The sequence below is a fragment of the Hahella sp. KA22 genome, from assembly GCF_004135205.1.
Lineage (GTDB): Bacteria > Pseudomonadota > Gammaproteobacteria > Pseudomonadales > Oleiphilaceae > Hahella.
The window spans coordinates 55,704-70,194 of the sequence record NZ_CP035490.1; the positions used below are offsets into that span (position 1 = coordinate 55,704).

General features: G+C 53.6%; 13 protein-coding genes and 1 pseudogene. 8 read left to right on the forward strand and 6 right to left on the reverse strand.

Annotated features, from left to right (window positions below):
* Window positions 1-55: 55 nt before the first annotated feature.
* The 3 genes from EUZ85_RS00280 (at window position 56) to EUZ85_RS00290 (ending at window position 3,091) form a co-directional block, all read left to right on the forward strand.
* Entirely contained in the window at window positions 56-961 is a 906-nt protein-coding gene (locus EUZ85_RS00280) for a LysR family transcriptional regulator (protein ID WP_127973957.1), read from the forward strand.
* 400 nt (window positions 962-1,361) lie between these two features.
* Entirely contained in the window at window positions 1,362-2,516 is a 1,155-nt protein-coding gene (locus EUZ85_RS00285; protein WP_129498701.1) for a BamA/TamA family outer membrane protein, read from the forward strand.
* On the forward strand, window positions 2,510-3,091 hold the full coding sequence (locus tag EUZ85_RS00290; RefSeq protein ID WP_129498702.1) for a BamA/TamA family outer membrane protein: 582 nt from the start codon (window positions 2,510-2,512) through the stop codon (window positions 3,089-3,091). Before EUZ85_RS00285 ends, EUZ85_RS00290 begins: the two co-directional genes overlap by 7 nt.
* Window positions 3,092-3,097: 6 nt before the next feature.
* Here the strand turns inward: EUZ85_RS00290 and EUZ85_RS00295 are convergent, their stop codons facing one another.
* Entirely contained in the window at window positions 3,098-5,068 is a 1,971-nt protein-coding gene (locus EUZ85_RS00295) for a PhoX family phosphatase (RefSeq protein WP_127973959.1), read from the reverse strand.
* A 409-nt stretch (window positions 5,069-5,477) separates the two neighbouring features.
* Here EUZ85_RS00295 and EUZ85_RS00300 point away from each other — a divergent pair, with 409 nt between their 5' ends.
* Entirely contained in the window at window positions 5,478-6,317 is an 840-nt protein-coding gene (locus tag EUZ85_RS00300) for a type IV toxin-antitoxin system AbiEi family antitoxin (RefSeq protein WP_241566914.1), read from the forward strand.
* Between the two features lie 50 nt (window positions 6,318-6,367).
* Window positions 6,368-7,240 (forward strand): annotated as a pseudogene (locus tag EUZ85_RS00305) (nucleotidyl transferase AbiEii/AbiGii toxin family protein).
* A gap of 138 nt (window positions 7,241-7,378) precedes the next feature.
* On the opposite strand, the gene EUZ85_RS00310 reads toward EUZ85_RS00305, so the two are convergent.
* Complete coding sequence (locus tag EUZ85_RS00310; protein ID WP_127973961.1) at window positions 7,379-8,155, reverse strand: lipopolysaccharide assembly protein LapB; 777 nt, start codon at window positions 8,153-8,155, stop codon at window positions 7,379-7,381.
* Between the two features lie 469 nt (window positions 8,156-8,624).
* On the opposite strand from EUZ85_RS00310, the gene EUZ85_RS00315 reads away from it, so the two are divergent.
* A complete protein-coding gene (locus EUZ85_RS00315; RefSeq protein WP_127973962.1) occupies window positions 8,625-9,125 on the forward strand; it encodes a hypothetical protein in 501 nt (166 codons plus the stop codon).
* 118 nt (window positions 9,126-9,243) lie between these two features.
* On the opposite strand, the gene EUZ85_RS00320 is transcribed toward EUZ85_RS00315, so the two are convergent.
* Entirely contained in the window at window positions 9,244-9,900 is a 657-nt protein-coding gene (locus EUZ85_RS00320) for an SGNH/GDSL hydrolase family protein (protein WP_127973963.1), read from the reverse strand.
* Window positions 9,901-10,169: 269 nt separating this feature from the next.
* On the opposite strand from EUZ85_RS00320, the gene EUZ85_RS00325 reads away from it, so the two are divergent.
* Together EUZ85_RS00325 and EUZ85_RS00330 are read left to right on the forward strand one after the other, a co-directional pair.
* Window positions 10,170-10,643 (forward strand): hypothetical protein, encoded by a 474-nt coding sequence (locus EUZ85_RS00325; protein ID WP_127973964.1) that lies wholly within the window; start codon window positions 10,170-10,172, stop codon window positions 10,641-10,643.
* Window positions 10,644-10,671: 28 nt separating this feature from the next.
* On the forward strand, window positions 10,672-11,016 hold the full coding sequence (locus tag EUZ85_RS00330) for a hypothetical protein (RefSeq protein ID WP_127973965.1): 345 nt from the start codon (window positions 10,672-10,674) through the stop codon (window positions 11,014-11,016).
* 30 nt (window positions 11,017-11,046) lie between these two features.
* Here EUZ85_RS00330 and EUZ85_RS00335 read toward each other — a convergent pair whose 3' ends face one another.
* From EUZ85_RS00335 to EUZ85_RS00345, 3 genes are all read right to left on the reverse strand, one after another.
* On the reverse strand, window positions 11,047-11,967 hold the full coding sequence (locus tag EUZ85_RS00335; protein WP_127973966.1) for a leucine-rich repeat domain-containing protein: 921 nt from the start codon (window positions 11,965-11,967) through the stop codon (window positions 11,047-11,049).
* A gap of 119 nt (window positions 11,968-12,086) precedes the next feature.
* Window positions 12,087-13,481, reverse strand: coding sequence for a tetratricopeptide repeat protein (locus EUZ85_RS00340; protein ID WP_127973967.1), 1,395 nt, complete (start codon window positions 13,479-13,481; stop codon window positions 12,087-12,089).
* Window positions 13,482-13,723: 242 nt separating this feature from the next.
* Entirely contained in the window at window positions 13,724-14,317 is a 594-nt protein-coding gene (locus tag EUZ85_RS00345; protein ID WP_127973968.1) for a hypothetical protein, read from the reverse strand.
* Between the last annotated feature and the right edge of the window lie 174 nt (window positions 14,318-14,491).

Here is a 14,491-nt window from a genome sequence, read left to right on the forward strand (position 1 = left end):
GACTGTTAACGAAAAACAGCCTATTAGTTGTTTCTTTTTCAAATATTTTTTGAAAATGTCCTCTATCAACGACCTTACCGTTTTTCACCAGACCGCTCTGCACGGCAGCCTCACCGCCGCCGCCCGGGAGCTGGATATGACCCCCGCCGCCGCCAGCGCCGCCATCAAGCGCCTGGAGCAGAGCCTGGACGTCTCACTGTTTGTACGCTCCACCCGCAGTCTGCGTCTCACCAGCGAGGGGGAAAGCTTTCTGCAACACTGCCGGACAGCATTGAACGCCCTCGATACCGGACGGCGGGAGCTGCTGGCGAAGAAAGGCGAAATTAGCGGAACCCTGCGCATATCCGCGTCCTCTGATTTCGGTCGCAATCTGTTGATGCCATGGCTGGACGAGTTTCAGGCGCAATACCCCAATCTCGTGCTGCGCCTGGAGCTGACGGACCGGGTGGCGGACATCAATCGGGAGAATGTGGATATCGCCCTGCGTTATGGCGCGCCACCGGACTCCAACCATGTCGCTTTCAATATCGTAAACACCCGGCGCATCATCTGCGGTTCGCCGGCGTACTTCGAACGCTATGGCGAACCGTTGACGCCGCAAGACCTGCGCAACCATAACTGCCTGCTGTACCTGGTGGATGAGCGCGCTTATGACCAGTGGGGATTTCACGACGGCGACCAGCGTATCAGCGTCAACGTCAGTGGCGACCGCATCAGCAATGACGCCGAAGCGGTCCACCGCTGGGCCGTCGCCGGCGTCGGACTGGCCAATAAGTCCATGCTAGACATGAGCGACGACCTGCTCCACGGCCGCGTGCGCGCCACCCTGAGCCAATACGCCTGCGCGGAAATCAGCATGTATCTGGTCTGTCCCGGCAAGAAGCAGGTGTCGCCCGCAGCGCTACTGTTGCGGGACTTTTTACGGGAGAAGTGTTCTGCGGCGTTGGCGGCAGTGGAATAGGCATGTTGTTCACTTCTGATTCGGTTTACGCTCTGGGAAGCCCTTCGACAAGCTCAGGGCGAACGGAGTGACTATTAATCCGGCAGACAAATAGCTTCCTTCTATTTGTCTGCAACGACAGGGCCTGCACATGTCAGGCCCTGTCTCCCGCGTCTTGTCGCCGCGCAGGCGCGTCCATGCGCCTGGTGATTAACATGCCAATATCATTGCCATGTTAATATATGACTCAAACACACGTACAGTATTCAGAGATGCGCTCAGTATTCAAAGATACGCACAACTTCCAAAAGCACGCTCAGTCATCAGACCGTAAAGTTGAGGCTCCATCTTGCGCCATAAACCGCTAAGCTTATAAATAAAAACCGCTTATCAATCAGGACTTCCTCTCGATGGATACGCAATGAGCCCAATCTCCCTTCGCCGACCATTCCGCTGGCTTGTCGCCCTGGCGTCGGGTTGCTGCGCCGAACTCACCTGGGCCGAGCAGGAAGCGGCGCTGGGTTGTCAGTATGCGGAAATCCAGCCTGGCGAGGTGGACTTCGATAACCCTCGCGAGCAACTGCGGCAGGAGCTGGGCCTCGCGATCCCGGAGAATGCGCAGATTGGCGAAGTCTATGTCTTCAACCGGGAGATTTTCGACGCCACTGATCCAGAAGAAGATCACTGGATTTACCGCACCGCCAACGCCCTGCATATCCGCACCCGCGAAGAAGCCGCCCGTTATCAGCTTCTGTTCAAAAGCGGCGATTCCTACGACCCGCATATCCTGCAGCAAAGCGAGCGCGCTCTGCGCGATAAATCCTACCTGTACAACGCCTGGGTGCGGCCCTTCCGCGTGTGTGGACGGGTCGTGGATGTCGCCGTGGTCACCCGGGACTTATGGACGTTACTGCCTGCGCTGGGTTTCAGTCGCAGCGGCGGCGAGAACACCACCATACTGGGCCTGACCGACGAGAACTTTCTGGGGTATGGCAAGCGTCTGGCGTTCAGCCACAAGAAAGATGAATCCCGCACCGGTTTTACCGTCGATTATCAGGACCCCAACCTGCTGGGCTCACGCTGGACGTCCCAGTTAACGCTTTCGGAAAACAGCGACGGATACCGCCGCGCCGCCCAGTTCGTGCGTCCCTTCTATAAGGTCGGGGCCAACTGGTCCGGCGGCGTCGCCTACAATCGCGAACAACTGACGCAAAAGCTCTATTACCGGGGCGATAGCGTCAGCGAGTTCAAGCAGCGTCTGGAGAGTTACGGCCTGTTCAGCGGTCACTCCATTGGCGGCGGCGCTTTCAACGACCATCGCCTGCTTTACGGCTATGAGTACGCCCATTACGACTTCTCCGAAGAAGCGGGAGAAACGCCCCCCGATCCCTTTCCCGAGGACCGCATCCTCAGCTACCCTGGATCGGTTACCAATACAGTGAGGACCTTTATTTCCAGACCTACAATTTCAATCAGATCCAACAGATCGAGGACATTCCTACCGGCCTGCAGTTATTTGCGCGACTGGGCTGGTCGTCGGAATCGTTCGGCGCCAGCGAGGATCAGTGGGTGCTGAAAAGCGGGATCAGTCGCGCGCTGCTGGCGGAACGCCTGCAATTCGCGGATATCCAGTTCGACCAGAGCGCTTACTGGAGCCCTTCGGGAGACCGGATGGAAAATATGCTCCTGGGCCTGCAGACCCGTTATCTGCGCACTGAATCCAAACGTAAGAACAGCTGGTACGCAGCGCTGAACCTGGCTTACAGCAAAGGCCTGACTTCGGATTTGCAATTGACCTTAGGGGGTGACAACGGTCTGCGCGGTTATCCTTTGCGTTATCAGACGGGGGATCGCAGCTTTCTGCTCACCCTGGAGCGGCGTTACTACTCCAACTGGCATCCGTTCGAACTGTTTCGCCTCGGCGGCGCGGTCTTCGTGGATATGGGGCGGGCATGGTTTCCTGGTGAGGATAACGGTCCCAACAACGGCGTCCTGCACGATGTCGGGATCGGTCTGCGCCTGACCTCCAGCCGTATCCAGGTCACGCGCGTCCTGCACCTGGATATCGCGGTCCCGTTGGACCGGGACGAAGGCGGCGGAGAGGAAATCGACGGCGTCCAATTCCTCGTCCGCGGCCGGCAGACGTTCTAGCGCGGCTTAACTGCCGATAACGCCGCCGTCGTCTTTGGTGATGATGACCGTGGAGGCGCGAGGGCGTGCGGAGCCGCCGTCCGGCCAGTTGCTGGTGTAGCTGCCGTCGCCGTTTTTGCTGCCCGGATGCTGGACATTGACGAACATGGTTTTCAGGTCCGGCGTCGAGGTCACACCGGTCACTTCGCAGTCCACCACGCCGGTGAAAAAGCGACGAATCTCACGGGTGGACGGATCAGCGGCGAGCATCTGATCGTTGCCGAACTCTTCCGTGCCGCCGGTGTCAGTCTGAATCCACAACACGCCGCGTTTATCGAACCACAGGCCGTCCGGGCTGTTGAACTTGTTGCTGTCGTCCAGCGTCACCAGCGCCGCGCTCTCACCCGGCGTCGCCGTGCCGGCGGGACCGCCCAGCACAAAGATATCCCACTGGAATGCAGTGACAGAATCACTGTTCTCGCGCCAGCGAATGATATGGCCGTATTGATTGTTGGGGCGTGGGTTCGCCGCATCCACCTGGTCTTCTTTACGCTTGCTGTTGTTGGTAAGCGTAAAGTAAGCCTCGCCAGTCGTCGGATGCACCGCGCCCCATTCAGGACGATCCATGGGTGTGGCGCCGACGAAATCCGCCGCGGTGCGGGCGTTGATCAGAATATCCGCCTGGTCCGCGAAACCGTTGGCCACAGTCAGTCCGTTGACGCCATGTGACAACTCCAGCCACTCGCCGCTGCCGTCATCGTTAAACTTGGCCACGTACAGCTTGCCGTCGTCCAACAGCGCGCCGCTGGCGGTGTCTGCGTAGTAGGCTTGATTGGACACGTACTTATAGATGTATTCAAAACGGGAGTCGTCGCCGGAATAGCAAACGATGGGTTTGCCCTCTTCCACCAGACCGAAAATGATGCCTTCATGGCCGAAACGGCCCAGAGCGGTGCGCTTTTGTGGGGTGGAAGTCGGTTCGAATGGATCGATTTCCACAATCCAGCCGTAGGTGTTGGGCTCATTGCGATAGTCGTCCGCTGCGCTGGCGCCTTTGCTGGTGGCGTCGAAACGCTCGTATACATCCACGCCAGCAACCGTGTCCCAGCCATAACGGGAGCGGCTTCCCACACCGTAACGGGAGAGATTGCGCGGCTTGGGATCGTCATTGCTTTTGAAGTAACCCGCCCAGTTCTCTTCACAGGCCAGATAGGTGCCCCAGGGCGTATACCCCATGGAACAGTTGTTCAGCGTGCCCCGCGCCAGGGTTCCATCATTGCTGTGCTTGGTCACGGCATAATCAGTTCCACGCACCGGTCCGCGCAGCGCCATGTCGGTAGCGCCGGTCACCCGGCGGTTGTACTGGCTGCCATGGACAATATCCCAAACGCCGGCGGTTTTCTTGATATGAATAACGCTGACGCCATGGGCCGCCACTTCTTTGTGTACTTCCGCTTCAGGTCGGACGCCGCCCACTTCGGTGGGGCCGTCTGGATGCAGAAAGTCCGGCTCAATGTATTCGTGGTTCATCACCAGCAGGCCTTCTTCCGAGCTGGAGCCGCCTTCTTTGAAATCAATCGGGAAGTAGTGCATGCCGTCATGGTTCATGCCTACCTGTTGCTCCTGATCGGCGCCGGTGTTGGTTCCATCGCCCAGATACTCAGGCAGCGCGCCGGTCAGCGGCGTCCCCCAGGGAACGAACGGCTTGGCGGTGTAGCCAGCCGCCACTTTCACCTCGTTGGCGACGCTGGTGGCGATGGCGGTGAAGCCCAGTAGCGGACCCTGGTTGTCATCAGGGTCGCCGCCATCGTTGTCGTTGCTGCAACCGATCAGCGACATGCCCAGCATGCCCGCCAACGCGGCGCTGACGCCGCCCTTGATGACGGTGCGGCGGGCGATGCGGGTTTCAAGCACGGAAGCGAAAGGGCGGTTTCCGGAAAAGTTGGTGACAGGATCAATTCCGGAGTTGTCGAATTCGAATTTTTTTATGTCGGACATACTCAAACCTCTTCTCATCAGAGTTCACGTCAGAACGCAGTGGGCCAGAAATACCGGAAAGAGGTGACAGCATGGTTACAAACAGATTTCATTATGGAAGAAGCAGTTAAGCGCCCTCCTCGCTCGACAATGGGGATACGCCGGTTTTATGGCGGGCGGTTTATGCGTGGGCGACAGAGCGACTTCCACACATACTTACGAATGCCGGCGACATACACAGGCTATCGTTCTGGTAGTCACTTGCACTAAAACCACAGAGGTTTAATACTTTATTAATTTACGGCGAATAGCGCCGTAAAAGTTAGCAAAGGTAAACTCTCCATCGATATGCTAGTTTATAAAAAAACAGAATCTACGGCGGTATTCGCCGTGAATTTTTCAAATGATAAACCTAGAGAGAGTTTGGGGCTTGAATAAGAGTGTTACTTTAGGGGAAAGCGTAACGAAAGGTGCTTATAAGCAGTCACTTAGAACACTTCTGCCTTATGGCATGTTAGCCACCAGAAAATGGCTAGCGGACCAAGGCTTAAGTACTCATGCGCTGGACAACGCGGTTAAAACCGACACTTTATTGTCGTTGGCTACTGGCGTGTATAGTCAGTATTCTCGCTCTTTGAGCTGGGAAGGTGTTGTCGCCTCTATGCAGCGCATGGAAAAAGGCAAAGGAGAAAATGTACCGCCTGTTGTAGTCGGTGGGCTGACAGCCTTTTCTTTGTCTGGTATATCACAATATCTTTCATTGGGCAGTAAGCTACATATCCACTTATACACGCCTAGCAAGTTGCCGACATGGCTTACACGATTGTCGCTACCTGTAGAGTTTGAAGGACACAGTACTAACAAGCTGTGGCCTGAAAGCCTGCTAGCCGATAAAACTTTTATCAAGGAATATGAGTGGGAAGCGGACTTGCCGCCCGTATATTTCTCATGCCCAGAGAAAGCCATATTGGAGTTGTTAGTGGACTTGCCAGGCTCGGTGACGTTTGAGCATGCCGATGAACTAATGCAGGGACTAGTAAACTTATCACCCAGAAAACTCGATATGCTTTTAAAAGCCTGTAAGAGCGTGAAGGCCAAACGGCTGTTTTTCTGGCTGGCGAAACGTCAAGCTTACCCTTGGTTTAGTAAACTGGATGTCGAAGATTACGACCTAGGCTCAGGTAAGCGCGTTGTCGCTAAAAGCGGCAAGCTGGATACGGACTATCTAATCACCATACCGTCACATATGGTAACGGTAAATGCAAGTTAGGTTCAGGGATGGATAAAAACAGCAATTATTACAAGCAAGTGCAGCTATTGATGCAGGTTTTGCCCTTTGTCGCCAAACAAAAATGTTTTGCGCTCAAAGGTGGTACGGCAATCAACCTCTTTGTAAGAAATCTTCCGCGCTTGTCCGTTGATATTGATCTGGTCTATCTCCCCATGAAGGGCCGTGATGAGGCTTTACAGGAAATTTGCGGAGCATTAGATGCAATTAGCGCAGATCTCAAAGCAGCGTTTAAAGACATAGAGCTAACAGAAGCCTATAAATCAAAACGCGATGCGCTACGTCTGATAGTTGCGCGTAACGGCGTACAGATAAAAGTCGAATTATCACCTGTATTGCGCGGCACAGTTTACGAGCCGCAGCTATTGGAAGTGTGCTCTGCGGTAGAAGATGAATTTGGCTAAGTCGAAGTACCTGTGGTGGCGCTGGCCGATCTCTACGCAGGAAAAATCTGCGCGGCATTAGATCGACAGCATCCAAGAGACTTATTTGATATTAAGTGGCTCTTGGAAAATGAAGGGTTGGCGGATGAGATAAGAAAAGCCTTACTTGTTTATCTATCGAGTCACAATCGACCAATAGCCGAATTACTCAGCCCGCAGTATAAGGATATATCGGCCATCTACGCAGGTGAATTTGCAAATATGGCCGAGACGAATGTTCCTCTGGAAGAGCTGTTGGAAGTTAGAGAGCGCTTGGTAGGACTAATTCATCAAGGGCTAACTGAAAGCGAGAAAAACTTTCTACTTTCGTTTAAAAACCGTAAGCCAGATTGGGAACTACTTAACCTGAAAGGGATAAGTGAACTTCCAGCCATTAAGTGGAAACTGGTTAATCTTGCGAAAATGCCAGATAACAAACTTAAGCAGGCGCTAGAAAAGCTAAAAGAAGCCCTGGGGATGTGATTTGTGGAGCCTGGACATCCAAGATGTTGGTTTCCAGCGGCTTGTTCATGATTTCCAGCCAACCCTGAAGCTCAGGCTCAAATTATCTATTCAAGCCTCAAAGAACAGCATACAGAAGCTGGACTGCTGAGACTGGAATTACTTAAGCGCGTATTTGTCCCGCAACGCCCGAATCGTCTCTGCAGGCAACGCGGACTTCTGGCCATCAAGATAGACGGCGGCTTTGTCGCGGCGCTCCATCCCGACCAGGGCCTGTACTATGCGTTCGGACAGTTCAGGGTCTTTTTGCAGTTGTGGATCGCTTTCCTGCGCGGTCACCCCTGCCTGGACGACGGTGAGGTAATCTTTGGTTTCCAGCGCGGCCTTGCTCAGCAGCACGTAGCCTTCCAGCGTCAGCTCGATCTTCAGAGAGGTCGTCACGGCTTTCACCGCGTCGTCATAGCGTCCGCTGGCGTAGTAGGACTGCGCCAGGGTCAGAGGGGCGAGATACCAGTCGGGATAGGCGTTGATGAGCTTGTTCATCAACGATTCCACCGCCTCGTAGGCGCCCTGCTGAATGCCCAGCTCAGCAATTTTGAGGTAGGGCCAGCGATTGCCGGGATCGAGTTTTACGCTTTGGTTAAACGCCTGCAGCGCTGCTTCATTTTGTTGCAAGTCCTGGTAGATTTTTCCCAGCCAGTATTCATAACGCCCATCCGTTCCGCCCAGTTCCGGCTGCAGCGAACGCCAGTAATCCAGCGCCTGTTGCGGCGACTTGATTTCACTCAGCTTCTCCACATAGGCCAGTACTTTTTGCTGATCAATGTCTTTCTCGACGCCAAAGGTCGCCGCTACCCACAGCAGCGCAAACAAAACCGCTATTCCGCGCAGACGACGGAGAGTGCCGACGCGGCTCAATGTCATTCTTTTCTTCATGCACTACTCCGTTTGTAAGTTCTCCGCGTTCTGCGAGGGAGATAGCCATTCGACTGGCAACTTGATTATGGATGTGTCCCCTCACCCTTTTCCTACGAATACTATAGCCACGGTTAGAACCGCTCCCGATTATAGGTTTACCTATTCAGTTCAGGCAAAGGCGTCTGGGATACCGGTGGTTTCTTTGGCGCTCTGGGAGGCCCTTCGACAGGCTCAGGGCGAACGGGGGTATTAGTGGCCCGGTGGGCGAGAGTATGTAGGGGTGGGTGTTGTATTGGATCTGTCTTTATTGTGGGTTCTTTAGCGCTCTGGGAGGCCCTTCGACGGGCTCAGGGCGAGCGGGGGGTGGCTTATGCTTCCCTTTATTCGCGTTTTTTTCGCCTGGGGTCAGCTGCTGGCTATTCCCCTGTTCGAATAACTTTGGCATAAAGGCGCTGGTTTTAATGGGACAGCTTATCAGGAGTCTGACTTGCACTATGTCGATATGAGCAAAGTGGTGGAAACCTCCGCTTACTTAAAAACGCTTTCACAGGATAAAGATGACTTTTCCGAGCTTCTGCGCGCGGCGGGAGATGAGCTCGCTTTCTACAATTGGTGCGAGGGGATTCTGCAGTCTTATATCGGCATGTATACGCCGGGCATCCTGGGGGTGTTTCTTTTCCAGATTCGCCCGGCGCGCCCTGAAGTGGATGAATGGGTTTGGGTGATCACCGGCGATTTGCCTACGGCCTACATCACCACGGAAGACGCGCCCAATGCCGCCTGCGCATTGGATGGCTATATTGGCGCGATGGAGGAATGGGTGGCGGCGGTAGAGCAAGGTGAGTCAGTGCAAAGTCTGATTCCAGTGAATGCGCCGCCAACGCCTGAATACGCGCAAGCGTTGAAGGTCAGGCTGGAGCTGCTGGACCAGCATATTCTGTCTGATCATCAGGATGATCTCGCGCAAACCGGGCCGGCGGAATCATAAAGCAACTTGTGGAAGCAGGGAGAGTTGGCGCTCTGGGAGGCCCTTCGACAGGCTCAGGGCGAACGGGTTTTATCCCGTAACCTTCCCCGCGTTCTCGCTTGAAGTGAGGCAGGTGGGCTTAGACGTAGACTCTGCTCTCTCCCGTCCCAAACGCATGCAGCGCCACAACCCGCTGAATAGCCTTGGCGATTTTCCTGCCGCCCTGAGCGGAAGGTTCAATGGGGGATCTGGCGGAGTAATCTCCCACATCCTGGCAAAGGTTGCGCAGATCGATGATCGGGAGCCGTCTGGCGATGGCTTCCTCCAGAATGATTTCGTTGAACAGCGCCAACCCGGCCACCGTTTCCGTCCCCAGGCCGGGGATGTTGTTGTATACGGTGCAGACCACCAGATTGGGGCTTCTTTCCAGCAAGGCTTCCAGCATGTTGCTGTAGTTGGAGCGAAAGGCGTCGCGCTCCCGGTCCATCGCGCGCATGGCGGCGCCGACGGTGTTGACGCGGGCGTCCAGAATATTAATCACGCTCAGGGCGTCATTGCCGCCACAGCTCACGATGACGTGAGAAGCGTCGTCGGGAAAGTCCACCAGTTGCTCCGACACATCCGTGGTGACGCTGCCGTCCACCGCGATCAGAGTCACGGTGACGTCGTTTCCCATCACCGCCTGGAGTTGCTCCACAACGGAATCGCCTTCATCGACGTAGGATGCGTTATCAAAAATGGAGTCGCCGACCAGAACAATATGCACCGGCGTATTTATCGCGCTTGCTTTAGCCATAACCCTGCTCAACTCGTCTCTCAGATGCCCACTACTAAAAGTCTTTTCCTTTCTTCTCTGCTAAAACAGATAGCCCACTATTCCCGGTTTAACCAGCGGGAGAAGGATTTACCCCGCGCGGATGCAGCGAATTTCTCAGAATTAACCGCCGATAACCAAGCCGGCTTTCTATACATCGCCACCCTCAACATAGATAATTTTCTACGCAAAGAGAATCCCTTCAGCCCGAGTATACGCCGGGAAAGTAGAACAGGAAAAAGTGAAATTTAATGACATCGCCGTCGATTGCTAAGCCCATGTGGTTGTCTGGATCAGAGTGTAAAGTCGGTATTCTTTATCTGGCGGCGATAGCCTATCCGGCGGGGCTGGTTTATGACGCAATCTATCGACACCATGATCACTACACCGGGATCACAAGCTGGTATGGACAAACATCACTAACCGCTGATGTTATCGCTTTCATGCCCGTCAAAGACGCCTTGCTCTACCTGACCGGCGCCTACTACATCGATGAAAACTACCAAGCCGACGCCGCCATATTACCCTGGCGCGACGGCGAACCAGACTCCAAAGCGCCCCAGATCGCCGCCGCTCCGGGCTCTTACGATATCCTCACCTGGGACGAAGAATTCGGCTGGAGCACACCCATCGCTTACTGCCGCGGGCATATCCCACTGGAAGAATTCCTGAAGGCCGCCGCCAGATATATTCCATTAACGCGCAAGACCTGCTGTCGGCCTTAACGTTGCACTTTCAGGACACTGCAATTCAATGACAAAACACGCCGCCTGGATCATTCACTTCAAAGCCCACATGGATGAGTTTTCGCTTATGAATCTGGACGGCTCCGAATATATCGCGGGCATCATCATCGTCCCGGGGCATTCAATGAGGGCGGCGCTTGATGCGCTCGATGACTATCTGAGCAAGAACAGAATGTGGGTAATGGATGTTTCCAAATGCGAACGGTACGTTCCTGAAAACTTTACCGCTCCGACAAAAGAAAATAAGGACATCATTGAGGTCGCTGAAACGGTCCTCATCTACCAGGCGTCGGAATTCGTCAGCGGGGCCAGTTCAAAAGTTCTGGAGGATGAAGAAGGCGAAGCAACCTAGTGGTGTGACTTCACCCTCTCCAAGCCAGCACTAGCAGTAAACCAAGCAGCCTCGGGCTCTAAGTTCATCGAGCCATTCCGGCTCTTGCAGCCGCTCGGACCAGCGCAGGTCCAGTTTGCAGAGGTTCTCCAACGACAGGATCGACTCAGGCAGCGTCTCAAGACGATTTTTTCTGAGGTCCAGCAGGCGCAGTTGTTTCAGCTCACCGATGGAGTCTGGCAGTTGCTCGATAGGATTATTACGCAGGTCCAACTCTTCCAATGACGCGCAGCCCCCGATTTCATCTGGCAACGCCGTAATCTGGTTGCCCTCCAGAAATAACTTACGCAGTTTGGTTGAGCGACCAATCGTTTTGGGCAGTTCAGTCAGACGATTGTTCTGGAGATACACTTCTTTCAGCGTTCGGGACAGAAAGAAGGAATCCGGCAAGGCGACAAGACCGCTGTTATACAACCTGAACTCCACCAATGACTCAAAACTGAAATCATCCGGCAACGCCGTCAGCGGGTTATCGCTCAGATTAAGGTAGAGCAATTTATCCAACTGCTTCAGAGAGCCTGGCAGCGCGGCAACTTTGTTGTTGCTGGCGTATAAAAACTCTACGTCACCACAGTGTGCAATCGAGCCAGGCATCTCACTCAACCTGTTGTGCGCGATATCGATAATCTTCAACTTGGTCAGATTGCCAATCTCACTGGACACCGCTTCCAGCTGATTTTTACTGACGTTCAAATCTTCCAGCTGAGTCAGACTCCAGATTTCAGGGACAATCTCCGCGATCTGGTTATCGAAGACACTGAATTTTTTCAGTTCCGCCGCACTTCCGATACTGTGCGGAATAGCGCTGATGCGGTTGCCGTTCAAAGACAACTCACGAAGAGAAGCGTAATCCTCAATGACCGGAAACGAATCCAGCTTCTCGTTGTTTATTGAAATAATCCTGTTATTCACTCTTTGGGTTCCGTGGGGTTAAAGCGTGCGGGTAGGATAAGCCCAAATGGAGAAAAACGCCCAGCCCCATCAATGGGTTCTGGGCGTTTTCAAATCGAGCGATGTCAGCGGCTTAGTAGTTAAATCCCGCTTGGCAGCGGAGCGCCGATGGGTTGCATGTCGAGGAGGATATTTTTTGCTTCTTGTTTCCATTGCAGAGGCAGCGAATAGTTGGGGAATCTAAGCGCCAGAACTGCGCCTTCATCGAGCAATGTGCGTACATTCGCAGGCATTTCCTGGTCCAGTTCCGCGCAGCCCTCGGCGTTCACTAAACCGCTGAAAGAAAGCGGTTCGACTTCGCCCAGCGCTTTGTGCGCTTCCAGACGCCAGCTCGAATTTTCGCCGATGTTGAATTGCTCTCCATGAGGCTGACTGAATCCCAATCCGCAGGCCTTTAGAATGATCGGCAGTGCGGGGAGAGGCTGAGCTGTTCGTTTTTGATCACGCAAAAATTTCCCCCAGATCAAGCGGGCTTCAGGCGAGTTCAGCGATATGTAGTTATAATCATCCGGCTTGCGTAGGGCCTCCAGCCGTTTCAGGCCTTGTTCCAGTTTGTCTATGTCGGTTTCGTATCTGAGTTCCTCTTCCAACAGGTTTCTGGCGGGCTGGCGGGCCGCTTCCAGCCCTAGCAGGGCGGCTTTCTCGTAGTGAATCAACGCCTGTTCTCTATCGCGATCTTCCTGACCACATCCCATTTCCGCGATGCGAGCCAGATGATAGTGGGCCACCGGCTCGTCCTGCGCGGCGCTTTTGCTGAAGGCGGATTGGGCTTCCACGTAGTTTTTCTCATCAAGCATTAGCACCCCGTAGTTGGTCCATGCCTGCCTGAGGTCTCTGTCCATCCCCTTCTGCAGCCACTCCACCGCCTGCTTTCTCATGGCGGACGAGTCAAAACCATCACGTTCTCCCGGCAATAGATGCCTGGACATCTGGTAAGCGCGAACATATTGCCTGGAAGCTTCGAAGTCATAGCCTGCGTCCGGCTTCAATTCATGCGCCTGGGCGTAGTAATCGCCGGACTTGAGAATATTGGGAAGCACACCCGCCACTGCGAACACAGACGTAGGATCGGGCTCGTTATACGCAACCGCGAGGTTAATATAGGTAGGCATCTTCAAGCCCCGATCCAATGCCTCCTGCAAAAGCGGAATAGCGGCCTCGGGTCGCCTGGCGTCAATCTCCATCACGCCCAGGTTATGGCTGGCCCGCGCAGAGCCTTTCTCCCGAGCCTGTTGATAAAACACACGAGCCTGTTCGCGGTCCTCATTAACGCCTTTTCCCAAGTCGTAAGCTTTACCAAGCAAAAACAGAGCGTCTGCGTCGCCCTTGGCCGCCGCCTCATGAGCCTGCGAAAAAAATTCTTCATACTGCCCGCTGATGAACAACTCTTCCGATGTTGCAGCGAGAGCGGAACGCCCGCCGGCGCCACTAATCAGTAATCCACACAGCAGTCCGGCCAAATAATGTTTTTTCATATGCGGTTGTAAAAGTATGACTCGTTGAGTGAAGGGAGATCTGGTTGCAGAAAACGAAGAAACGCTGTGATGTTATCCGAGCGCCTTCCCGAAAGAAATATAGCGATAACAACGTCTAAAGTCCGTCGTTGAGAGAAACAAACAGGCATCACCGGAAAACGAAAAACGTATCGCGACAAGTGAGAAGAACTGTTGGATGGCGCTGCGCTTATCCAACCTACGGTGACTGGGGGCTCAGAGCATCAATGCTTTACGCCGTAGCTCTCGCCGAGCGGATTGGATAAGTCCGAATGGAGAAAAATGCCGGTTAGTTTTGACTGCCTGTATGCTTCGGCGAAGGCTTCATTACAAAATATGCCCTGGAAGGTATCCAGTTCAGTTCTGAATATAGGGAAACCGCCAACCTTGGATTCGTCGAAGGTGATGTTTACCAAGTTCTGATTAGCATCGTACGCCGTCAAACGCCGATCCACGCCATCCACTTCTTCCGCTGTTCGCAAAGGATTGAACAGGTAGCCGTGGGATTCGTCAAAGTTAACCAGTAAGAACTCCCCTACTTGGGCCAAAAGGCCGCTCAGTGCTTTGTAGGCCTTTTCATTAAAGAAAAGTCGACCGTTTCTGGCTGCTATATCTGGGATATTTTTTGCGCGGCTTTCCGCTGCTTTGAACTTGATGTTCAACGGCTTCCATACTGCATGATAGGGAACTGGAGCACGTTTGATGTGGAATGGATACTCACGCCCCAGCTTTTCTAAGATTTCGCCCGTGGGAATCTCGAAAGTTAGATAGGATTCTTCATGGATAATACGATATATAGTCATGTTTATATCTTCCATCCAAAGCTTCGTAGAACTATAAGCTCACCACTCCAATTAATCATTTTTAACATTAAACCAAGCCAGCTTTCTATACATCATTCGACACACACATGATAATCAAAAATCGTTGTCAAAATAGATATGAATTTCGAATTTCAAAACCATCTTATACACGCTTAAAGGATTAGTCAC